Source organism: Cupriavidus sp. HE11 (assembly GCF_056097175.1).
This window is the reverse complement of sequence record NZ_CP184464.1, coordinates 2,522,483-2,545,656: the sequence shown is the minus strand read 5'-3', so window position 1 is coordinate 2,545,656 and position 23,174 is coordinate 2,522,483. Positions and strand designations below refer to the sequence as shown.

Below are 23,174 nucleotides of genomic sequence, written 5' to 3'. Positions count from 1 at the left end.
AGCAAAACAACGCGCAATCAGGCCGCCTGTGCCAGCGCCGTGAATGGGAAGACCATCTCCACGCGCAGGCCGCCTTCATCGCGGTTGCTGATCGTCAGCCTGCCGCCGCCCTGCCTGACCAGACGGTCGACAATGGCAAGGCCCAGCCCCGAATGTGCATTGCCGCCGCGCGCCGGGTCCAGCCGCACGAAGGGCATGGTCACGCGCTCGATGGCATCGGCCGGGATGCCCGGGCCCTGGTCTTCCACGGTCAGGCACCAGCCCTCGCTGGTGCGCGCCGTTGCCACATAGACCGGCGGCGCCCCGTACGCATATGCGTTGTCCACCAGGTTGCCGATGATGCGGTCCAGCTGCGTGGCGATCATCCGGAAACCATCGCCAGCGGTCAGTTCCAGCACCACCAGCCTGTCCTGCTCGTGCAGCGATGCCGCCAGTTCCCCGATACGCTTGTCCACCGGCACCGGCCGGGCCGTGGGCTCGCTGCTCTGCGCAAAGGTCAGGAACTGCTCGACGATGGCCGACATCGAGTCCACGTCGCGCGTCACCCCTGCGGCCGCCTTGGGGTCCGACAGCATCTCGGCCCGCAGGCGCAGGCGCGCCAGCGGTGTCTTCAGGTCATGCGCAATGCCGGCCAGCATCGTGTTGCGTTCCTGGTCGATGCGGAACAGGTCGGCCACCATGCGATTGAAACGCACGATCAGCTGGCGCAGCTCGTGCGGCCCGCGCTCGCGCAGCGGCGGCACCGCCTGCTGGCGCGACAGCTTTTCGGCCGCCTCCGCCATGTCACGCACCGGGCGCTGGATCTGCCACGCCACGAACAGCGCGAACACGATCGCCACGCCTACCACCAGCACCACCCCAGGAATCAGGCGGTTGTCCGGCGGCGGGTTGTGGACGAACAGGATCGGCATGGCGATCCATCGGTTGCGGTTGGGCAGCTTGATCCAGAGCCGCGGCGTGGACAGTTCGTCTTCCAGCCTCACCTCCGCGCCGGGCGGCAGGCGGCGCGTGAACTGGTCCACCAGGCGGCGCGGGCGCCCTCCCTGCGGTGGCTTCGCGTGCTCGTCGGCCACGGCCGTATCGGCCACCTCCACCAGGCTCGGCAACGGCACGGGCGGCCGGGCGTCCAGCGCGCGCTGGATGCTGTCCAGCTGGAACAGCATCTGCTCGACCGAATAGTCGATCTGCTGCTGGCGCCGGTCCATGCGCAGGATGGCAAGCCACGAGAAATGGCTGATCACCAGCACGGCGGCGATCAGCAGCGCCATGCGGCCGAACAGGGTGTCGATTCTTAGCTTCATGCGGGAGCTTTATTGCGGAACGCTGTCCTCGGCTTCGTCGGGCACGAAGGTGTAGCCTCGGCCACGTACGGTCTGGATATAGCGCGGGCGCTGTGCGTCTTCGTCCAACAGTCGGCGCAGGCGCCAGATCTGCACGTCGATGCCACGGTCGCTGATGCCGTTGGCGGTGCCATACATCAGTTCGACAATGCGCTCGCGCGACAGCACTTCCAGCGGATGCATCAGCAGCAACTTCAGCAGCGCGAATTCGGTATCGCTGATCGACACAGCCTGGCCGCTGCGTTCCAGCGACCGCTGGCGGAAGTTCACGCGGAACGGGCCAAAGGCGATCGATTCACGGTCTTCGGGGGCGGCGGCCGGGCGTGCCAGCTTGCGGCGCAGCACGGCGTTGATGCGCGCCAGCAGCTCGCGCGGCGAGAAAGGCTTGCCAAGGTAGTCGTCGGCGCCGATTTCCAGCCCGACGATGCGGTCGATCTCGTCGCTGCGCGCGGTCAGCAGGATCACCGGGATGTCGTCGTTCTTGGCACGCAGATTGCGCAGGGCGGTCAGGCCGTCGACCTTGGGCATCATCAGGTCGAGCACGATGAGCGCCGGGCGCTCGCGCTCCAGCCTGGCTTGCAGGCCATCACCATCGTGCAGCACCGACACGGCAAAGCCCTGCGATGTCAGGTATTCGCGCAGCAGGTCGCGCAGTTCGGGATCGTCGTCGACAACGAGAATCTGTGTGGGCTGGTTTGTACGCATAGGCACATGATAGTCAGGACGGGCATCCAACTTTGCAAATGCCCGGGACGGTTTTGTTTCTGGAGGTTACACCCACGCCGCCCGTAACCCGCTGTAATAAAAGCGGGAGGCCGCGAAATACGTGGGACCACGGCTGCACATTATGCTTCCATCCATGACGCGCCCTGCCGGGCGCCATCCCACCTGACGGCGGGTCGCCCTGCCCTCGCGATGCGGCATACTGCTGCCACTTCGCCGTCACAGTCGCGGTGAGAATACCGTTTGGCACGCGCCCCTTTCATGTCGTGCCGGTTCCCAGGATTCCGTTCATGTCCCACCCAGAACAAGGTCAATCTATTCCTCCCACTCCGCCGCGCGGTCCGGGCCGTTCGCGCCGCCGCACCTGGATTGCCGTCGCCGTCATTGTCGTGCTTGCGGGTGCCGGCTGGTACTGGCACAGCCACCGCAAGGCGGCCCAGGAAGCCGGTGCCGCCGCACCGGGGGCGGCCAGCGGCGCGGCGGGCATGGGTGCCGGCCGGCGCGGGCCGGGCGGGCCCGGTGGTCCAGGAGGCCCGGGGGGCCCGAACGCCATGCCGCGCTCGCCGGTGGTGGTCAATACGGTCAGCAAGCGCAACATGGACGTTGTGCTCAATGGTCTGGGCAACGTGACGCCGGTGGCAAATGTCACCGTGCGCGCGCAGGTTTCGGGTCCGCTGCTGAAGGTGCTGTTCAAGGAAGGCCAGATGGTCAAGGCCGGCGACGTGCTGGCCGAGATCGACCCGCGCCCCTTCCAGGCCGCGCTGGACCAGGCCGTGGGCCAGCTGGCCCGTGACCAGGCGCTGCTGCAGAACGCCCGGCTGGACCAGCAGCGCTACAAGACGCTGCTGTCGCAGGATTCGATCTCGAAGCAGCAGGTGGACACGCAGGACGCGCTGGTGCGCCAGTACGAAGGCGTGGTCAAGACCGACCAGGGCAATGTCGACAACGCGCGGCTGAACCTGGGCTACACCCGGATCGTTGCGCCTACCTCTGGCCGGATCGGCCTGCGCCAGGTGGATCCGGGCAATATCGTCAGCACCGGCGACACGAACGGCATCGCCCTGATCACGCAGATCCAGCCGATCACCGTGCTGTACACGATCCCAGAGGACAACCTGCCCGCCGTGCTCAAGAAGCTCAACGCCGGCGAGAAGCTCCAGGTGCAGGCGTGGGACCGCCAGATGCGCAACCAGCTGGCCGAGGGCTCGCTGCTGACCACTGACAACCAGATCGACACCACCACCGGCACGGTCAAGCTCAAGGCCATCTTCCAGAACACCGACGGGATGCTGTTCCCGAACCAGTTCGTGAATGTGCGCACCCGGGTGGATACCATGGAAGACGCCACGGTGATTCCGGTGGCCGCCATCCAGCGTGGCCAGCAAGGCACCTTTGTCTACGTGGTAGGCGACGACAATACTGTGAAGGTTCAGGTGGTGACGCTGGGCCCGAGCGATGGCGCCCGCACCGCCGTGCTCAAGGGCGTGGAGCCCGGCCAGCGCGTGGTGGTGGACGGCGCCGACCGGCTCAAGGAAGGCATGGTCGTGGAAGCGGTGGACCCGGCCGCACGCGCCGCGCAGCTGCAGCCGTCGAGCGCGCCGCGTGCGCGTGGCCGCCGTGGCGCACATGGTGGCGCCAGCGCCGCACATGGCGCATCGGGGGCGCCGGGGGCACCAGGCGCCGCCAGCGATGGCAACGGGGCCTCGGCAGCAGCGGGCGCGCCGGGCGAACGCCGCCGCATGCGCGACGCCGACGCCAGCCCGAATCCGGCCACCAACACGCCTGCCAATCCGGGCGCCAGCGTGGGCCAGCGGCCGCAGCAGTAAGGAAGAGGACAGGGAAGCGGCATGAATCCTTCACGCATCTTTATCGAGCGGCCGGTTGCCACGGCCCTGCTGATGGTCGCCATCCTGCTGTCGGGGCTGGTCGCATTCAAGCTGCTGCCGCTCTCCGCCCTGCCCGAGGTCGACTACCCGACCATCCAGGTCACCACGCTGTACCCCGGCGCCAGCCCCGACGTGATGACCTCGTCGGTCACGGCGCCGCTGGAGCGCCAGTTCGGCCAGATGCCGGGCCTCAAGCAGATGTCGTCGTCGTCATCGGGTGGCGCGTCGGTCATCACGCTGCAGTTCGAACTGACGCTGTCGCTGGACGTGGCCGAGCAGGAAGTCCAGGCGGCCATCAACGCAGGCGGCAACCTGCTGCCGGCCGACCTGCCGATGCCGCCGGTCTACAGCAAGGTGAACCCGGCCGATGCGCCGATCATGACGCTGGCGATGACGTCCGACACCCTGCCGCTGCCCAAGCTGCAGGACATGGTCGACACGCGCGTGGCGGCCAAGATCTCGCAGATCCAGGGCGTGGGCCTGGTCACGATCAGCGGCGGCCAGCGTCCGGCCGTACGCATCCAGGCCAACCCGACCGCACTGGCCAACCTGGGCATGTCGATCGACGACCTGCGCACCGCCATCGGCAGCGCCAACGTCAACGGCGCCAAGGGCAGCTTCGACGGCCCCTCGCGCGCCTCCACCATCGACGCCAACGACCAGCTCAAGTCTGCCGACGAGTACAAGCAGATCATCATCGGCTACCAGAACGGTGCGCCGATCCGCATTACCGACGTGGCCGAGATCATCGACGGCCCCGAGAACAGCCGCCTGGCCGCGTGGGCCAACGCCAGGCCGGCCATCGTGGTCAACATCCAGCGGCAGCCGGGCGCCAACGTGATCGAGGTGGTAGACCGTATCAAGACGCTGCTGCCGCAATTGCAGTCGGCGTTGCCGGCATCGGTCCACGTGCAGCTGCTGACCGACCGCACCACCACGATCCGTGCCTCGGTCAAGGACGTGGAGTTCGAACTGCTGCTGGCTATCGCGCTGGTGGTGATGGTGATCTTCATCTTCCTGCGCAACCTGTCGGCCACGATCATCCCGGGCGTGGCCGTGCCGCTGTCGCTGGTGGGCACGTTCGGGGTGATGTACCTGGCCGGCTTCTCGATCAACAACCTCACGCTGATGGCGCTGACCATTGCCACGGGCTTCGTGGTGGACGACGCCATCGTGATGATCGAGAACATCATGCGCTACATCGAGGAAGGCGATTCCCCGATGGAGGCCGCACTGAAGGGCTCGAAGCAGATCGGCTTCACCATCATCTCGCTGACGTTCTCGCTGGTGGCCGTGCTGATTCCGCTGCTGTTCATGGGCGATGTGGTCGGGCGGCTGTTCCGTGAATTCGCGATCACGCTGGCGGTGTCGATCCTGATCTCGGCCGTGGTGTCGCTGACCCTGACGCCGATGATGTGCGCGCGCCTGCTGCGCCATGTGCCGGAAAGCGAACAGTCGCGCTTCCACCTCGCCACGGGGCGCTTCTTCGACAACGTGATCGAAAAGTACGGCCGGGCGCTGGAATGGGTGCTGGCACGCCAGACCGCCACGCTGGCCGTGGCCGTCGGCACGCTGGTGCTGACCGGCCTGCTGTACCTGCTGGTGCCCAAGGGCTTCTTCCCGGTGCAGGACACCGGCGTGATCCAGGCCATCACCGAGGCCGCGCAGACCAGTTCGTTCCAGTCGATGGGCCGCAAGCAGGAAGCCGTGCAGAAGGTGATCCTGGAAGATCCGGCGGTCGCCAGCGTGTCATCGTTCATCGGCGTGGATGGCACCAACCAGACCATCAACGCCGGGCGCATGCTGATCAACCTGAAGCCCAAGGGCGAGCGCGACTCGATGGCCGTGGTGACCGACCGCCTGCAGGAATCGGTGCACAAGCTCGGCGGCGTGTCGCTCTACATGCAGCCCGTGCAGGACCTGACCATCGAAGACCGCGTGGCACGTACCCAGTACCAGTTCACGGTGGAAGATCCCGACCCGGCCGTGCTGGCCGAATGGGTGCCAAAGCTCGTCGAACGGTTGCGGCAGGAACCCGAGCTGCGCGACATTGCCAGCGACCAGCAGAACAACGGGCTGCGCGCCTTCGTGGAGATCGACCGCGACGCCGCCGCGCGCTTCGGCATCACCACGGCCGTGATCGACAGCGCGCTTTACAGCGCGTTCGGCCAGCGCCTGATCTCGACCATCTTCACCCAGGCCAGCCAGTACCGCGTGGTGCTGGAGACGATGCCCGAGTTCCGTACCAGCCCGGCATCGCTGGCTGAACTGCGGCTGCCGTCGTCGTCGGGCGGCCAGGTGCCGCTGGGCTCCATCGCCCGGATCTCCGAGCGCACCGGCCCGCTCGTGATCAATCACCAGGGGCAGTTCCCGGCCGCCACGATCTCGTTCAACCTGGCGCCGGGCGAATCGCTGGGCGCCGCCGTCGACAAGATCACCAAGGTGGAGCAGGAAATCGGGCTGCCGATCTCGATGGCGACGGAATTCCAGGGCGCCGCGCTGGCCTTCCGGGCGTCGCTGTCGAACACGCTCTGGCTGATCCTGGCCGCCGTGGTTACGATGTATATCGTGCTGGGCGTGCTGTACGAGAGCACCATCCACCCGGTGACGATCCTCTCCACGCTGCCGTCGGCGGGCGTGGGCGCGCTGCTGGCACTGCTGGTCTTCCAGCAGGACCTGGGCATCATCGCGATCATCGGCATCATCCTGCTGATCGGCATCGTCAAGAAGAACGCGATCATGATGATCGACTTCGCGCTCGAAGCCGAACGCGAGCACGGCATGAAACCGTACGACGCCATCTTCCAGGCCTGCCTGCTGCGCTTCCGGCCCATCCTGATGACCACCATGGCCGCACTGCTGGCCGCGCTGCCGATGATGCTGGGCTCGGGCATCGGCTCGGAACTGCGCCGCCCGCTGGGTATCACGATGGTTGGCGGCCTGCTGGTCAGCCAGGTGCTGACGCTGTTCACCACGCCGGTGATCTACCTGGCGTTCGACCGCGTGGCGTACCGCCTGAGGGACTGGCGCACCCGCAGGTTCGGCAGCCCCGACGAGGGCGGTGACGACGGCGACGGCGGAGACGATGGCGGCCATCGCGTGACGCCGCGTCCGCAGGAGCCGAACGCCTGATGAACCTCTCGGCCACCTTCATCCATCGCCCGGTAGCCACCGCGCTGCTGACCATCGGCATCCTGCTGGCGGGCATTGCCGCGTTCCGGCTGCTGCCGGTGTCGCCGCTGCCACAGGTGGACTTTCCGACGATCTCGGTCTCGGCGTCGCTGCCCGGCGCCAGCCCCGAGACCATGGCGGCCACCGTGGCAACGCCGCTGGAGCGCGCGCTGGGCGCCATCGCGGGCGTGACCGAGATCACGTCGAGCAGTTCGCTGGGTTCCACGCGGGTGACGCTGCAGTTCGACCTGTCGCGCGACATCGACGGCGCCGCCCGCGACGTGCAGGCGGCCATCAATGCGTCGCGCGCCACGCTGCCCACCAGCCTGCCGAACAACCCCACCTACCGCAAGGTGAACCCGGCCGACGCGCCGATCATGATCATCGCGCTGACGTCGCCGACGATGACGCGCGGCCAGCTCTACGACGCGGCGTCGACGATCCTGGCCCAGAAGCTGTCGCAGGTGGAAGGCGTGGGCCAGGTCACCATCGGCGGGTCGTCGCTGCCGGCCGTACGGGTGGAGTTGAATCCGACCGCGCTGAATCAATACGGCATTTCGCTGGAGGACGTGCGCAACACCATCAGCGCCACCAATGCGAACCGGCCGCTCGGCATCCTGGACAACCCCAACACGGCGTGGCAGGTCTATGCCAATGACCAGGCGATGGCGGCCAGGGACTACATGCCGCTGATCATCCGTTACGCCACGCCGGGCACCTACTCGTCCACATCGGCCGGCGCGCTGATCGCCAGCACGGCCAACGCGGCAGCGGGCGGCAATGTCAGCACCAAGACCGTCAACGGCGTCACCACCACCACGATCACCACCAGCAGTGGCACCACCACCATCAGCACCGGCGCCACGGGCGGCAACGTCAACAGCGGTGGCCCGAACTCGTTTGCGGTGCCGGTGCGGCTGCAGGACGTTGCCAATGTGGTGGATTCCGTGCAGGACATCCGCAATGCGGGCTCGGCAAACGGCAAGCCGTCGGTGCTGCTGGTGCTGAACCGGTCGCCGGGCGCCAACATCATCGAGACCGTCGACCGCGTCAACGACATGCTGCCGCAGCTGCGCAAGATGATCCCGGCCACGATCTCGCTGGACGTGATGATGGACCGCACGCCCACCATCCGCGCGTCGCTGCGCGAGGTGGAGCACACGCTGATGATCTCGGTGGCGCTGGTGATCATGGTGGTGTTCGTGTTCCTGCGCAACGTGCGGGCCACGCTGATCCCCAGCGTGGCCGTGCCGGTGTCGCTGGTGGGCACGTTCACGATCATGTACCTGGCCGGGTTCTCGCTGAACAACCTGTCGCTGATGGCGCTGACCATCGCCACGGGCTTCGTGGTCGACGACGCCATCGTGGTCCTGGAGAATATCTCGCGCCACATCGAGGAAGGCATGAAGCCGATGGCCGCCGCACTACGTGGTGCGCGCGAGGTGGGGTTCACGGTGCTGTCGATGAGCCTGTCGCTGATCGCGGTGTTCATCCCGCTGCTGCTGATGGGCGGCATCGTGGGCCGGCTGTTCCAGGAATTCGCAATCACGCTTTCGGTAGCCATCCTGGTGTCGCTGGTGGTCTCGCTGACCACCACGCCGATGATGTGCGCGCGGCTGCTGCGCCCCGTGCATGAAGAAAAGCAGGGCCGCTTCCACCGGGCCACCGAGCACCTGTTCGTGCGCCTGCAGAACGGCTATGGGCGCACGCTGGGCGTGGCACTGCGCCACGGCCCGGTGATCTGGCTCGTGCTGCTGCTTACCATCGCGCTGAACGTCTACCTGTACGTGATCGTGCCCAAGGGCTTCTTCCCGCAGCAGGACACCGGGCGGCTGATCGGCTTTATCCGCGCGGACCAGGCCACGTCGTTCCAGCTGATGCGCACCAAGCTCGACAACTTCATCAAGATCGTGCAGTCCGACCCGGCCGTGGTCAACGTGACGGGCTTCACGGGCGGCTCGCAGCGCAACACCGGGCAGATGTTCGTCACGCTCAAGCCGCTGTCCGAGCGCAAGGAAACGGCCGACCAGATCGTGGCGCGGCTGCGCGGCAAGCTGGCGAAGGAGCCCGGGGCGAGCCTGTTCCTGACGCCCGTGCAGGATATCCGCATCGGCGGGCGCCAGAGCAGTTCGGCCTACCAGTTCACGCTGCAGTCCGATGACCTCGACGTGCTCCGCGCGTGGGAGCCCAAGGTGCGCGCGGCGATCTCGAACATCAAGGGCCTGGAGGACGTGGATACCGATACCAACGACAAGGGCTTGCAGACGTCGGTCATCATCGACCGCGACACGGCGTCGAAGCTCGGCGTCACGGCCCAGCAGATCGATGCGATCCTGAACGACGCGTTCGGCCAGCGGCTGGTGTCGACGATCTATCACCCGCTGAACCAGTACCGCGTGGTGATGGAACTGAGCCAGGAGTACCTGCAGGGTCCACATGCACTGCAGGATATCTACGTGGTCACGGGCGGCGGCAAGCGTGTGCCGCTGTCGGCTTTCGCGCACGTGACGCCCACCAGCACGCCACTGGGTGTGAATCACCAGGGCCAGTTTGCCGCGTCGACCATCTCGTTCAACCTGGCCGAAGGCTACTCGCTGTCGCAGGCCACCGACGCCATCAAGCTGGCAATGGCGCAGATCGGCGCGCCCGAGACGCTGCAGGCCAACTTTGCCGGCGGCGCCAAGGCGTTCCAGGATTCGCTCAAGAGCCAGCCGCTGCTGATCCTGGCCGCCATCATCACGATCTATATCGTGCTGGGCATTCTCTACGAGAGCTATGTCCATCCGCTGACGATCCTGTCGACGCTGCCGTCGGCGGGCGTGGGCGCGCTGCTGGCGCTGCTGCTGTTCAAGACCGAGTTCAGCATCATCGCGCTGATCGGCGTGATCCTGCTGATCGGCATCGTCAAGAAGAACGCGATCATGATGATCGACTTTGCCATCGACGCCGAGCGGCGCGACGGCCTGAGCCCGCGCGACGCCATCTACCGCGCCTGCCTGCTGCGTTTCCGGCCGATCATGATGACCACGGCCGCCGCGCTGCTGGGCGCGGTGCCGCTGGCGCTGGGCCGCGGCGATGGCGCCGAACTGCGCGCGCCGCTGGGTATCTCGATCGTCGGCGGCCTGGTGGTCAGCCAGCTGCTGACGCTGTACACGACGCCCGTGGTCTACCTGACGCTCGACCGCTTGCGCCTGAAGGTCGGCGCCTGGCGCGCGCGCCGGCAGCAACGCGGCGCTGCGCCGCAACTCGAACACTGAAGAAGGCATCCGCCATGTTCCGACACTCCTATTCTCTTTCGGTGGTGGCCCTGGCCTGTGCCCTGCTGGCCGGCTGCGCGGTCGGCCCCGACTACAAGCGCCCCGACGCGCCCGTGCCCAAGGCCTTCAAGGAAGCCAGCGAGGCCATGCCCGCATGGACCGGCGACTGGAAGACCGCCGAACCGCAGGATGCCGCGGGCCGCCCGGACTGGTGGCGCGTGTTCAACGACCCCACGCTGGACGACCTGATATCCCAGGTGCAGGTGTCGAACCAGAACATCAAGGCGGCCGAGGCGATCTATCGCCAGGCCACCGCATCGCTGGCGGCGGCGCGCGCCGGCTACTTCCCGACCGTCGGCGCCAATGTGGGCGTGTCGCGCGGCAAGTCGAGTTCTGGCGGCCGGGTGATCGACGGCCAGAACGCCACGTTGTCGGCCAGCTGGGAAATCGACATCTGGGGCCGCATCCGCCGCCAGGTGGAAAGCGCCGAGGCCGGCGCACAGGCCAGCCAGGCCGACCTGGCATCGACGCTGCTGTCCACCCAGTCCACGCTGGCGCAGAGCTACTTCTCGCTGCGCGTGGCCGATGCCCAGCGCGCGCTGCTCGACCGCACCGTGGCCGACTATGCCAAGTCGCTGCAACTCGTGCAGAACCAGTACAAGGCCGGCACCGCGCAGCGCTCGGATGTGCTGCAATCGGAAACGCAGCTCAAGTCTGCCCAGGCGCAACAGCTCGATATCCAGATCAGCCGCGCACAGCTGGAGCACGCCATCGCCATCCTGGTCGGCAGGCCGCCGTCGGAGCTGAACATCGCACCGGCCGATATACAGACTCAGGTGCCCGTGGTGCCGGTGGCCGTGCCCTCGCAAATGCTGGAACGCCGGCCCGACATCTCCGCCGCCGAACGGCGCATGGCATCGGCCAATGCCGAGATCGGCGTGGCCCAGGCCGCCTACTACCCGACGCTGTCGCTGTCGGCCACGGGCGGCCTCACGGCCAGCACGCTGGCGCGCTGGCTGTCGCTGCCCGACCGCGTGTGGTCGGTCGGCGCCGGCCTGGCCGGTACGGTGTTCGATGGCGGCCTGCGCAGCGCCGCCAAGGCCCAGGCCGTGGCCGCCTACGACCAGAACGTCGCCAACTATCGCCAGACCGTGCTGACGGCCTTCCAGGAAGTCGAGGACAACCTCGCATCGGCACGCGTGCTGGAACAGGAAGCCGTGGTCCAGGGCGACGCCCTGCGCTCCGCCCGCGAGGCACTATCGCTGGTCAACAACCGCTACAAGGCCGGCACCGCGGGCCTGCTCGACGTGCTGACCGCCCAGACCGCGGCCTATACCGCCGAGACCACCACGCTGCGCATCATGGATCGCCAGTACACGGCGGCCATCACGCTGATCAAGGCGCTGGGCGGAGGGTGGCATGGATATGACGTGGAGGTGGGGAAGGCGGAGGGGAGTACAGGGAGTACGGTAACTTCGCCGCAGTAACGCCTACCGCCCGTCCGGCACCGGCAGCGGTTGCTGGCTGACGCGCTCCTTCAGCCATGTGGCGGCCTTGCCCAGCGGACGCTGCTTGTGCCAGACGATTTCCATCGCCACGGGCCAGTCCTGGTCCTGGAAGGTCAGTTGCGGCGATACCAGACCCGCTGCGGCCGGTGAGTTGGCGGCGACGTGCCAGGGGACAAAGGCCCAGCCCAGGCGGCGCTTGACCAGTTCGACGATGACCCACTGGCTTTCCACCCACCAGACTTCGGCGGCCACGCGCAGGCGCTTCTTTTCCTCGCTGTCGCTTCGCGTGGCCACCATCAGCTGGCGGTAGCGTTTCAGTTCCTCGAAGTCCACGCGCGGTTGCGCGGCCAGCGGGTGGTCGGGCGCGCAGATGATCGGCATGGGCACCCAGCCCAGCGCGTGGAATCCCAGTTCCGGCGGCAGGATCTCCTGGCGCCACATGATGCCCAGGTCCGCGCACTGGCTCAGCACCAGGCGGCTGACGTCCTCCATCAGCGGGAACAGGATTTCCAGCTCCACTGACGGAAATCGCTCGGAGAACTCGGTCAGCAGTTCGCCCAGCGTTTCCTCGGGATACAGCTCGTCGACGGCCAGCGTCAGGCGCGACTCGACCCCTTCGCCCAGGCTTTTCGCCACGCCCCGGAAATGCTCGCAGCGCTCAAGGATCACGCGTGCTTCCAGCAGCAGCCTTTCGCCGGCGGGCGTCAGTACCGGGTATCGGGCGCTGCGATCGAACAACGTGGTGTCCAGGTCGACTTCCAGATTTGCCACGGCGGCGCTGATGACCGACTGCGCCTTGCCAAGCTGGCGGGCGGCGGCCGAGAACGAGCCGGTTTCGGCGGCGGCCGCAAACGCCTGGAGCTGGTCGAGGGAAGGAGACATGGTGTGCGATGGGTATGCGCGCGATCTGCAGCACGATCTATCGGATTTTTAGATGGTATCCAACTTGCGATCAGCTGTCGCGCCGATAGAATGCCTCCCATCGCTGAAATTTGCTGAATTGGAGAGTCTCATGCGCACCACTGCGGACCGTATTCGTCACACCGTCGGATTCGAGGTGATCGGTCTGATCGCGTTCGCGCCGCTGGCGAGCTGGGTGTTCGGCTACGAGTTGCACCAGATGGGCATCGTGGGCGCCGTGGCGGCCCTGATCGCGGCCACTTGGAACTACATCTACAACATCCTGTTCGACCGCGCGATGCTGCGCTTCACTGGCCAGCTCAGGAAATCGACGGCGATCCGCGTGCTGCACGCCATCCTGTTCGAGGGCGGCCTGCTGATCGTGTTCCTGCCGTCGGTGGCCTGGTACCTGAAGATCGGCCTGGTCGAAGCGTTCATCATGGACATTGCCGTGGCCGGCTACTACATGGTCTACGCGTTCTTCTACAACTGGGCCTACGACGTCATCTTCCCGATCCCGAACGCCACGCCGTCGGCGTCCCCGTCGGCAACGGACTGCCAGTCGGCCAACTAAGCGGACCGAGCGCCGCGTAGTCGACCTCGATCATGAAATGCGGCCGGAAACGGCCGCATGACGTCATCCGGCGTGCATGGACCATGCGTTAACATGCTCGCCATGCCCATCTGCCCGCCCCTGCTCCGCCGCAGCCTGTCGCCCGCCATCGTCGCGGCCACGCTGCTCGCCCTCGGTCTGTCCGGAGCCCAGGCCAAACCCGTCAAGAACACCAAGGCCACCCGCGCCGCCACCGCTGCCACTGCGGTCGCCGCAACGGCCGGCGCCACCCGCGCCAAGGCCGAACCCGCCGATCCCGCCGCCGCGCGCAGCGGCCTGCCCGCCAGCGTGACCGCCGCGCTGCGCCGCGCCCATGTGCCGCTGTCCGCCGCGAGCTTCTACGTGGTCAAGGTTGGCGCCCCGCAGGCGCGCGTAAGCTGGAACGCCGAAACGCCGATGAATCCGGCGTCGACGATGAAGGTGGTCACCACCTTCGCCGGCCTGCAGTTGCTGGGGCCCGAGTTCCGCTGGCTGACGTCGCTCTATGCCGACAACCAGCCGGGCCCCGATGGCACGATCAACGGCAACGTCTATCTGCGCGGCCGGGGCGACCCCAAGCTCGTGCCCGAGGAAATGGCAAAGCTGGTCGCCACGGCCCGATCCGCCGGCGCCACCACCATCAACGGCGACGTGGTGCTGGACCGCAGCTTCTTTGCCGATGGCATGGACGGCAGCTACACGATCGATGGCGAGACCCAGCGCGCCTACAACGTGAACCCGGACGCACTGCTCTACGCGTTCAAGACGCTGTCGTTCACGATCACCCCTGACGCCACCAACCGCACTGTGGACGTGGCCGTCACGCCCGCGCTGGCGCAACTGCGCGTGGACAACCGGATGACGCTGGCCAATGGCCGATGCGGCGACTGGAAGTCGCGCGCCACGCCCAGCATCATGCCGCAGCCGGACGGTACCGTCGTGGCATCGTTCGATGGCAGCTATTCGGCAGACTGCGGCGAGCACATCGTCAACCTTGCCACACTGAGCCATAGCGATTTCATCTGGGGTGGCTTCGTTGCCGAATGGCAGAACGCCGGCGGCCGCTTTGCACGTCCGCCCGGCCTGCGCAGCGGCGCGGTGCCGCGCAACGCCTTCCTGCTGGCGCGCCACTATGGTCAGCCGCTGGGCGACATCGTGCGCGACATCAACAAGTTCTCGAACAACGTGATGGCCCGCCAGCTGTTCCTGACGATCGGGGCGGAGATGGATCGCAAGGGGCCGGCCAGCACCGACAAGTCGTCACGCGTGATCCATCAGTGGCTGGCCAAACAGGGCCTGGACATGCCGAACCTGGTGCTGGAGAACGGCTCCGGGCTGTCGCGCGACGAGCGCATCAGCGCCTACGACATGGCCCGCCTGCTGCAACAGGCACTCGCCAGCAACGTGGGGCCGGTGCTGCTCGACTCCCTGCCGATCCTCGGCGTCGACGGCACGCTGCGCAACCGATTGACGCGCGCCAATGCCGCCGGCAATGCCTACCTGAAGACCGGTACGCTGGCCGATGTGCGGGCGCTGGCCGGCTATGTCGACGCGCTCAACGGCGAACGCTATGTGGTGGTGGCCTATATCAACCACCCCAATGCTTCGGGTGCGCAGGAAGCGCACGATGCGTTGATGCAGTGGGTCTACAAGGGCGCGCCTTGAGCCTGGATAGGGGCGTGGTGGGGATTTGATGCGCTTGCCCTCTCCCCCGCCCCTCTCCCGCGCGCGGGAGAGGGGAGAAAACCAGGGGCATGTCCGAAGTTCTCGGGGCGCGCCCTGCTCCCGGGATAGGGGAGAAACCCGGGGGCAGGTCCGAAACTCTCGGGGTGCTAGAGAAGGGAGAAAACCGGGGGCAGGTCCGAAGCTCTCGGGGTGCTAGAGAAGGGAGAAAACCGGGGGCATGTCCAAAGCTCTCGGGGTGCTAGAGAAGGGAGAAACCCGGGGGCAGGTCCGAAGCTCTCGGAGTGCTAAAGAAGGGAGAAAACCGGGGGCAGGTCCGAAGCTCTCGGGGTGCTCCCCTCTCCCGCATGGCGGGAGAGGGGCCGGGGGAGAGGGCAGGCGCTTGAGCTTCAGCTGTTCTCGAACGCAGCCGCCGCGCGGCCCAGCCGGTCGCGCACACCGTCCCACTCGTGCGAGTCGGGCACCGGCTCGAACACCAGCCGCTGGTAACCTTCCTTGTCGAGCTTGCGCAGCAGGCCGTACAGCGCCTGGGCAAAGGCGTCGGGCGTGGCCGGCGCTTCCACGAACACGCAGCGCGGGTCCGCACTGGCCGATGCCTTGCCGACAAACGCCAGCCGTCCACCTTCGGACAACCCATGCAGGAGCTGCGGCAATGCGTCGGCTTGCGCCAGCGTCAGCGTGGTGCGCGGCGCATAGTGGGCCTTGAGCGTTCCCGACGCACGCGGCGCGGCGGCATCGGGCGGCAGCGGCAGCGTGCCCAGCACGTCAGCCATCATCGCCGCGGTAATCGCGCCGGGGCGCAGCAATACCGGGCCAAGCGTATCGAGGCGCGACAGGTCAACGATCGACGATTCGATGCCGACATCCACGCCATCGCCTTCCAGCACATAGACGGTGCCGCCGAACTCGTCGCGCACGTGTTCGGCCGTGGTCGGGCTGACCTGGCCGAACTTGTTGGCCGACGGCGCGGCAATGCCGCCCCGGCCGCGCCTGAAACGCGACAGCAGCGCCTGGGCCACCGGGTGCGACGGGCAGCGCAGGCCGATGCTGTCCTGTCCGCCCGCCACGGCCGCCGGAATATGGGCGGCACGCTTCAGGATGATCGTCAGCGGGCCGGGCCAGAAGGCGTCGATCAGCTTCTGCGCGGCTTCCGGGACGTCATCGGTCCAGTAGCTGACATCGCCGCCGTCCACCACATGCACGATCACCGGATGATTGGACGGGCGGCCCTTGGCGGCAAAGATGCGCGCGACGGCCTCGGGGTTCTCGGCGTCGGCGCCCAGTCCGTAGACGGTCTCGGTCGGAAAGGCCACGAGCTGGCCGGCTTCGAGCAGACGAACCGCCTCGTCAAGCTCGGCGGCCGTTGGCATGCGTGAAGACATCGAATCTCAGAGCGGGATATGCAGGGCCGTGGCGGCAGCGTCGAACGCCGCGGCAGCAGCCTCCTCGTGCTCGCCCACGCAGTTCACGTGGCCCATCTTGCGCGACGGGCGCGCATCGTTCTTGCCATAGAGATGCAGCTTGGCACCGGGCTGGCCCAGCACCTCGCCCCACGCGGGCGTGCGCTCCAGGCCGAACTCGAACCAGCAGTCGCCCAGCAGGTTCAGCATCTTGCCGGCCGAATGCTGGCGCGTGCTGCCCAAGGGCAGGCGGGCCATCGCGCGCACCTGCTGCTCGAACTGGCTCGTCTCGCAGGCATCCATCGTGATATGGCCGGAATTGTGCGGGCGCGGGGCCATTTCGTTGGCCACCAGCGTGCCGTCGGTCAGCACGAAGAACTCGATGCACAGCACGCCGACGTAACCCATTTCCGAGGTAATCGTGGCGGCGGCGGCACGGGCCCGCGTGGCGATGTCGTCGGACACACTCGTCGACGGCATCGTGGTGGAAAACAGGATGCCGTCGCGATGCACGTTCTCGGCCAGCGGCCAGGTGGCGGTGCTGCCGTCGGCGGCACGCGCGGCCAGCACCGACACCTCGTAGGCCAGCGGCAGCATCTGCTCCAGCACGCACGGCACGTGCTGCATGGCCTTCCATGCGGCGCGCACGTCCTCGCGCGTCTTCACGCGGGCCTGGCCCTTGCCGTCGTAGCCCATGCGCGCGGTCTTCAGGATGCCGGGCAGCACGTTGTCGGGCACGTTGTCCACGTCGGCATCATGCTGGATCACCCAGTGCGGGGCCGGTGGCACGCCGGTACGCTCGGCGCACGAGGCGAAGAACTTCTTCTCGCCGATACGGTTCTGTGCAATCGACACGCAGTAGCCGCGCGGCGCCACGAACACGCCGGCCTGCTCCAGGCGGTCCAGCGAGATCGACGGCACGTTCTCGAATTCGGTGCTCACGGCCTCGCACAGCCGCGCCACTTCGGCCAGCGCGGCCTCATCGGTATAGGTGGCGCAGATATGGCGATCGGCCACGTTGCCGGCAGGGCTGTCCTGGTCCGGGTCGAGCACGCAGACGCGATAGCCCATCGACTGCGCCGCATGCGTGAACATGCGGCCCAGCTGGCCGCCGCCGAGCATGCCAAGCCAGGCACCGGGCAGGATCGGCGCGCCTGGGGCGTCGACGCCAAACTCGGCGCGCGACTCCGGCGTATGGGCTTCGGACAGGTAGGGATGGATATCGGTCGGCATGGCTCAGGCTTCGGTCACTACAAGGTCTTAAACGGGCAGGGTCATCGCGCGGGCAGCTTCGGTCTGCTTCGCGCGGAACGCTTCCAGCGCGCTGGCCAGCGCGTCGTCGGTGGTGGCCAGCGTGGCGATGGCGTGCAGCGCCGCGTTGGCGGCACCGGCTTCACCAATGGCGAACGTCGCCACGGGCACGCCCTTGGGCATCTGCACGATCGACAGCAGCGAATCCTCGCCGCGCAGGTACTTCGACGGCACGGGCACGCCGAACACCGGCACGATCGTCTTGGCGGCGATCATGCCCGGCAGGTGCGCGGCGCCGCCGGCACCGGCGATGATCGCGCGGATGCCGCGGCTGCGGGCCGACTCGGCATAGCGGAACATGTCGTCGGCCATGCGGTGCGCCGATACCACCTGCGCCTCGAACGCCACGTTGAAATCCTTGAGCATGGCCACGGCGTGCTGCATCACGTCCCAGTCGGAACTGCTGCCCATCACCACGCCCACCACCGGCTTTGCTGCGTTGCTCATGTTCTGGTTCCTTCCGCCTTATTGCAGCTGCTCGCCGGTCAGGCGGGTCAGCGCTTCCTTGTACTTGTCGGCGGTCTTCTGCACCACGTCTTCGGGCAGCTTCGGTGCCGGCGCGGTCTTCGGCCACGGCTTGCCGTCGATGCGCACGGCTTCGAGCCAGTCGCGCACGAACTGCTTGTCGAACGACGGCGGGTTGGTGCCCACCTGGTACGAGTCGGCCGGCCAGAAGCGCGACGAATCGGCGGTCAGCACCTCGTCCATCAGGGTCAGCGTGCCGTCTTCGTCCAGGCCGAATTCGAACTTGGTGTCGGCGATGATGATGCCGCGCGTGGCTGCGTACTCGGACGCTTCCTTGTACAGGCGGATCGAGATGTCACGCATCTTGTCGGCCAGCTCGCGGCCGATGCGCTGCACCACCTCGTCGAACGAGATGTTCTCGTCGTGCTCGCCCATCTCGGCCTTGGCCGCCGGCGTGAAAATCGGCTCGGGCAGCTTCTGCGCGTTCTGCAGGCCGGCCGGCAGTTCGATGCCGCAGACCTTGCCCGTGGCCTGGTAGTCCTTCCAGCCACTGCCGGCCAGGTAGCCGCGCACCACCGCTTCCACCAGGATCGGCTTCAGGCGCTTGACCACCACGGCGCGGCCCTTGACCTGCGCCACTTCGTCAGCGGCCACCACGCTTTCCGCCGTCACGTCCGTCTCGTGGTTCGGCACGATGTGCGCGAGCTTGCGGAACCAGAAGTTGGCCATCTGGTTCAGCACGCGGCCCTTGGCCGGAATCGGCTCGCCCATGATCACGTCGAAGGCCGACAGGCGATCGGTGGTCACGATCAGCAGCTTGTCGTCGCCGACGGCGTAGTTGTCGCGGACCTTGCCCTTGCCGAGCAGCGGCAGGGACTGGATGGAGGATTCGTAGAGGGCGTCAGACATGGTGTGAAAGCGGCTGCGGCTGAAAACAAGCGGGGCTTCGTGCGGTTGGCGAAGCCCCATGAAGTACGAACGCCCCGCGCGCTGGGCGGGCGGGGCGGCGAAACGATTTACTGCACGACCTGGGCGAGCTTGCCCGACTTGTACTGGCCGGCGATGTCGACCAGCGACACGGCCTTGATCTTGCTGGCCTGGCCTTCGCAACCGAAGGCGATGTAGCGGGCCTTGCAAACCTGCTTGGCGGCTTCGCGGGCCGGCTTCAGGTATTCGCGGGGGTCGAACTTGCTCGGGTTTTCCACGAAGAAGCGGCGGATCGCGCCGGTCATCGCCAGGCGGATGTCGGTGTCGATGTTGATCTTGCGCACGCCGAACTTGATGGCTTCCTGGATTTCTTCCACCGGCACGCCGTACGTTTCCTTCATGTCGCCACCGAACTGGCGGATCTCGGCCAGCAGTTCCTGCGGCACCGACGACGAACCGTGCATCACCAGGTGCGTGTTCGGGATGCGGGCGTGGATTTCCTTGATACGGCCGATGGCCAGGATGTCGCCCGTGGGCTTGCGCGTGAACTTGTACGCGCCGTGCGACGTGCCGATGGCGATGGCCAGTGCGTCCAGCTGCGTGGCCTTGACGAAGTCGGCGGCCTGCTCCGGATCGGTCAGCAGCATCGAGTGATCGAGCTTGCCTTCGGCGCCGATGCCGTCTTCCTCGCCGGCTTCACCGGTTTCCAGCGAGCCCAGGCAACCCAGTTCGCCTTCCACGGTCACGCCCAGCGCGTGGGCCATCTGCACCACCTTGCGGGTCACGTCGACGTTGTATTCGTAGTCCGACGGGGTCTTGCCGTCTTCCTTGAGCGAACCGTCCATCATCACCGACGAGAAGTTCAGGTCGATGGCGGCCTGGCAGATCGCCGGCGACTGGCCGTGATCCTGGTGCATCACCACGGGGATGTGCGGGTAGGCTTCCACTGCGGCTTCGATCAGGTGACGCAGGAAGTGCTCGCCAGCGTATTTGCGCGCACCTGCCGAGGCTTGCATGATCACCGGGGCGTTAACCTCGTCGGCGGCCTGCATGATGGCCTGGACCTGTTCGAGGTTGTTCACGTTGAAGGCCGGCAGACCGTAGTTGTTCTCGGCGGCATGGTCCAGCAGCTGGCGCATGGATACGAGTGGCATGTCAAACTCCTGAATAAAAAAACGGTATCTAGTATTTTTTCGATGCTGCGCCGGGCAGGTTCGCGCATCCGCGGTGCGCCGTCCGTGCAGCGCACCACATCGGACGTCATCTCTTTACTTGAACTTGCTGCCGACCCTCACGATCTTCAGCGTGTTCGTGCCGCCGGCCTGGCCCATCGGCTCGCCAATCGTCAGCACAATGAAATCGCCATGCTGCACGGCACCCTGTGCCAGCAGCAGTTCCTCGGCCTGTTCCAGCGCCTCGTCCCGGTCGGTGCTCGATTGCAGCGGCAGCGGCACCACATTGCGGTAGAGCTGCATCTTGCGCTGCGACGCCAGGTTCGGCGTCATGGCATAGATCGGCACATGGATGCGGTGACGGCTCATCCACAAAGCGGTGGCGCCCGAATCGGTCAGCGCGGCAATTGCCTTCACGCCTAGATGATAGGCCGTGAACAGCGCACCCATGGCAATCGACTGGTCGATGCGCGAGAACGTCTGGTTCAGGAAATCGGTGTCGAGCTGCACCACCTCGGACTTCTCGGCTTCCAGGCAGATCGCGGCCATGGCCTCGACCGTTTCCACCGGATAGCGGCCGGCGGCGGTCTCGGCCGACGTCATCACGGCGTCGGTGCCATCCAGCACGGCGTTTGCCACGTCCGACACCTCGGCGCGCGTCGGCACCGGGTTGACGATCATGCTTTCCATCATCTGGGTGGCCGTGATCGTCAGCTTGTTGGCCTCGCGGGCCAGGCGGATCATGCGCTTCTGCAGCGCCGGCACGGCCGCGTTGCCCACTTCCACGGCCAGGTCGCCACGGGCCACCATGATGCCGTCCGATGCGTTCAGGATTTCCTCGAGCACGCCGGGGCGGATGGCCTCGGCGCGTTCGATCTTGGCGATCATGCGCGCCTTGTGGTTGTGCGGCTGGCCGGCCACGTTGGCCAGCTGGCGCGCCATTTCCATGTCGGTGGCGTTCTTCGGGAAGCTGACGGCCACGTAGTCGGCGTGCAGGGCCATGGCGGTCTTGATGTCCTCCATGTCCTTGGCGGTCAGCGCCGGCGCCGACAGCCCGCCACCCTGGCGGTTGATACCCTTGTTGTTCGACAGGTCGCCGCCCACGCGCACCGTGGTGAAGATCTCGCTGCCGATCACGCGGTCCACCACCAGCACGATCAGGCCGTCATTGAGCAGCAGCACATCGCCCGGGCCCACGTCGCGCGGCAGGTCCTTGTAGTCCAGCCCCACGCGCTCCTGGTTGCCGGTCTCGCAGGTGGAGTCCAGCACGAACGCATCGCCGGCCTTCAGCGTGACCTTGCCGTTCTCGAACTTGCCCACGCGGATCTTGGGCCCCTGCAGGTCGGCCATGATCGCCACCTCGCGGCCGCAGGCCGTGGCGGCCTCGCGCACCAGCGCGGCGCGGTCGATATGGTCCTGCGCGGTGCCGTGCGAGAAGTTCAGGCGCACCACGTCGACACCGGCCCCGATCATGCGGGTCAGCACTTCCAGCGAGCTGGACGCGGGGCCAATCGTGGCAACGATCTTGGTGGAACGGGTCATGCGGGCGGTTTCCTGGGGTTGGCTGCTTATGGGCTTGCGGGCTTCAGGGGCAACTGGTTTCGGGCCGGCCGGCTCGCGCCGCCAGCCCGCGCGGGCTTCAGCCGGCAGCGCGTTGTTCCAGCACTTCGAACGCCGGCAGCTTCTTGCCTTCCAGGAACTCCAGGAAGGCGCCGCCGCCGGTGGAGATGTAGCCGATACGGTCGGCGATACCATACTTGGCGATGGCGGCCAGCGTGTCGCCGCCACCGGCGATCGAGAACGCCTTCGACGTGGCGACGGCTTCGGCCAGCACCTTGGTGCCGTTGCCGAACTGGTCGAATTCGAACACGCCGACCGGGCCGTTCCAGACGATGGTGCCGGCGGCCTTGAGCTGGTCGGCCAGCATGGTGGTGGTCTTCGGGCCGATATCCAGGATCATGTCGTCGTCGGCCACATCCTTGACGTCCTTGACCGTGGCGGCAGCCGTTGCGCTGAATTCCTTGGCGCAGACCACGTCCACCGGAATCGGCACCGATGCGCCGCGGGCGGCCATGATGTCGATGATGGCGCGGGCGTCGCCCACCAGGTCGGCCTCGGCCAGCGACTTGCCGATCTTCAGGCCGGCGGCCAGCATGAACGTGTTGGCGATGCCGCCACCGACCACGAGACCGTCCACCTTGTCGGCCAGCGCCTTCAGGATGGTCAGCTTGGTCGAAACCTTCGAGCCGGCCACGATGGCTACCAGCGGACGCGCCGGCTGGCCCAGCGCGCGGCCCAGCGCGTCGATCTCGGCGGCCAGCAGCGGGCCGGCGCAGGCGATCGGCGCGAACTTGGCGATACCGTGGGTGGTGGCTTCGGCGCGGTGCGCGGTGCCGAAGGCGTCATTGACGTAGACGTCGCAGAGCCTGGCCATCTTCTGGGCCAGCTCGTCGCTGTTCTTCTTCTCGCCCTTGTTGACGCGGCAGTTTTCCAGCAGCACCACCTGGCCGGGCGCCACTTCCACGCCGTCGACCCAGTTCTGCACCAGCTTTACCGGCTTGCCGAGCAGTTCCGACAGGCGCGTGGCGATCGGGGCCAGCGAATCTTCGGGCTTGAACTCGCCCTCGGTCGGGCGACCCAGATGTGACGTCACCATCACGGCCGCGCCAGCTTCCAGGCAGGCCTGGATGGCTGGCACCGACGCGCGGATACGCGTGTCCTCGGTGATGTTGCCTGCGTCGTCTTGCGGCACGTTCAGGTCGGCGCGGATAAACACACGCTTGCCGGAGAGTTTGCCTTGGGAAATGAGATCGGTAAGACGCAGGACAGAGGTCATGGC

The 23,174-nt window shown here is 66.9% G+C and carries 16 protein-coding genes; 6 read left to right on the top strand and 10 right to left on the bottom strand.

Annotated elements, in window-relative coordinates; genetic code table 11:
• Positions 1 to 17: 17 nt before the first annotated feature.
• Both ACOABP_RS11795 and ACOABP_RS11790 read right to left on the bottom strand, forming a co-directional pair.
• The gene (locus ACOABP_RS11795; RefSeq protein WP_474225161.1) at positions 18 to 1,301 is read right to left on the bottom strand and encodes an ATP-binding protein; all 1,284 of its coding nucleotides are present in this window, start codon (positions 1,299 to 1,301) and stop codon (positions 18 to 20) included.
• A 9-nt stretch (positions 1,302 to 1,310) separates the two neighbouring features.
• Positions 1,311 to 2,045 carry a response regulator gene (locus tag ACOABP_RS11790; RefSeq protein WP_066739401.1) on the bottom strand — a complete coding sequence of 245 codons (735 nt, stop codon included), beginning with the start codon at positions 2,043 to 2,045 and terminating at the stop codon, positions 1,311 to 1,313.
• Positions 2,046 to 2,353: 308 nt separating this feature from the next.
• On the opposite strand from ACOABP_RS11790, the gene ACOABP_RS11785 reads away from it, so the two are divergent.
• Genes ACOABP_RS11785 through ACOABP_RS11770 form a run of 4 tightly spaced genes read left to right on the top strand, consistent with a single transcriptional unit; the run spans position 2,354 to position 11,864 of the window.
• The gene (locus ACOABP_RS11785; protein WP_474225160.1) at positions 2,354 to 3,889 is read left to right on the top strand and encodes an MdtA/MuxA family multidrug efflux RND transporter periplasmic adaptor subunit; all 1,536 of its coding nucleotides are present in this window, start codon (positions 2,354 to 2,356) and stop codon (positions 3,887 to 3,889) included.
• A 21-nt stretch (positions 3,890 to 3,910) separates the two neighbouring features.
• Positions 3,911 to 7,081 carry an MdtB/MuxB family multidrug efflux RND transporter permease subunit gene (locus ACOABP_RS11780; RefSeq protein ID WP_474225158.1) on the top strand — a complete coding sequence of 1,057 codons (3,171 nt, stop codon included), beginning with the start codon at positions 3,911 to 3,913 and terminating at the stop codon, positions 7,079 to 7,081.
• Positions 7,081 to 10,377, top strand: coding sequence for an efflux RND transporter permease subunit (locus ACOABP_RS11775; protein WP_474225157.1), 3,297 nt, complete (start codon positions 7,081 to 7,083; stop codon positions 10,375 to 10,377). Before ACOABP_RS11780 ends, ACOABP_RS11775 begins: the two co-directional genes overlap by 1 nt.
• 14 nt (positions 10,378 to 10,391) lie before the next feature.
• Entirely contained in the window at positions 10,392 to 11,864 is a 1,473-nt protein-coding gene (locus ACOABP_RS11770; RefSeq protein WP_474225156.1) for an efflux transporter outer membrane subunit, read from the top strand.
• A 3-nt stretch (positions 11,865 to 11,867) separates the two neighbouring features.
• Here the strand turns inward: ACOABP_RS11770 and ACOABP_RS11765 are convergent, their stop codons facing one another.
• Positions 11,868 to 12,767 (bottom strand): LysR family transcriptional regulator, encoded by a 900-nt coding sequence (locus tag ACOABP_RS11765; RefSeq protein ID WP_474225154.1) that lies wholly within the window; start codon positions 12,765 to 12,767, stop codon positions 11,868 to 11,870.
• A gap of 130 nt (positions 12,768 to 12,897) precedes the next feature.
• Between ACOABP_RS11765 and ACOABP_RS11760 the strand changes: the two genes are divergently transcribed.
• Both ACOABP_RS11760 and dacB read left to right on the top strand, forming a co-directional pair.
• Positions 12,898 to 13,359, top strand: a complete 462-nt coding sequence (locus ACOABP_RS11760) for a PACE efflux transporter (RefSeq protein WP_474225152.1) — start codon at positions 12,898 to 12,900, stop codon at positions 13,357 to 13,359.
• Positions 13,360 to 13,452: 93 nt separating this feature from the next.
• Positions 13,453 to 15,042 carry a D-alanyl-D-alanine carboxypeptidase/D-alanyl-D-alanine endopeptidase gene (gene dacB, locus ACOABP_RS11755; RefSeq protein WP_474225151.1) on the top strand — a complete coding sequence of 530 codons (1,590 nt, stop codon included), beginning with the start codon at positions 13,453 to 13,455 and terminating at the stop codon, positions 15,040 to 15,042.
• Positions 15,043 to 15,449: 407 nt separating this feature from the next.
• On the opposite strand, the gene ACOABP_RS11750 is transcribed toward dacB, so the two are convergent.
• The 7 genes from ACOABP_RS11750 to ACOABP_RS11720 form a co-directional block, all read right to left on the bottom strand.
• Positions 15,450 to 16,442 carry an L-threonylcarbamoyladenylate synthase gene (locus ACOABP_RS11750; RefSeq protein WP_474225150.1) on the bottom strand — a complete coding sequence of 331 codons (993 nt, stop codon included), beginning with the start codon at positions 16,440 to 16,442 and terminating at the stop codon, positions 15,450 to 15,452.
• Between the two features lie 6 nt (positions 16,443 to 16,448).
• Positions 16,449 to 17,693, bottom strand: coding sequence for a 5-(carboxyamino)imidazole ribonucleotide synthase (locus tag ACOABP_RS11745; protein ID WP_474225149.1), 1,245 nt, complete (start codon positions 17,691 to 17,693; stop codon positions 16,449 to 16,451).
• 27 nt (positions 17,694 to 17,720) lie between these two features.
• On the bottom strand, positions 17,721 to 18,218 hold the full coding sequence (gene purE / locus ACOABP_RS11740) for a 5-(carboxyamino)imidazole ribonucleotide mutase (protein ID WP_066739411.1): 498 nt from the start codon (positions 18,216 to 18,218) through the stop codon (positions 17,721 to 17,723).
• An 18-nt stretch (positions 18,219 to 18,236) separates the two neighbouring features.
• Positions 18,237 to 19,145, bottom strand: coding sequence for a phosphoribosylaminoimidazolesuccinocarboxamide synthase (locus ACOABP_RS11735; RefSeq protein ID WP_474225148.1), 909 nt, complete (start codon positions 19,143 to 19,145; stop codon positions 18,237 to 18,239).
• 107 nt (positions 19,146 to 19,252) lie between these two features.
• Entirely contained in the window at positions 19,253 to 20,317 is a 1,065-nt protein-coding gene (gene fba, locus ACOABP_RS11730) for a class II fructose-bisphosphate aldolase (RefSeq protein ID WP_474225147.1), read from the bottom strand.
• 114 nt (positions 20,318 to 20,431) lie between these two features.
• Positions 20,432 to 21,877 (bottom strand): pyruvate kinase, encoded by a 1,446-nt coding sequence (gene pyk / locus ACOABP_RS11725; RefSeq protein WP_474225146.1) that lies wholly within the window; start codon positions 21,875 to 21,877, stop codon positions 20,432 to 20,434.
• A gap of 97 nt (positions 21,878 to 21,974) precedes the next feature.
• Entirely contained in the window at positions 21,975 to 23,171 is a 1,197-nt protein-coding gene (locus ACOABP_RS11720) for a phosphoglycerate kinase (RefSeq protein ID WP_474225144.1), read from the bottom strand.
• Positions 23,172 to 23,174 lie beyond the last annotated feature (3 nt).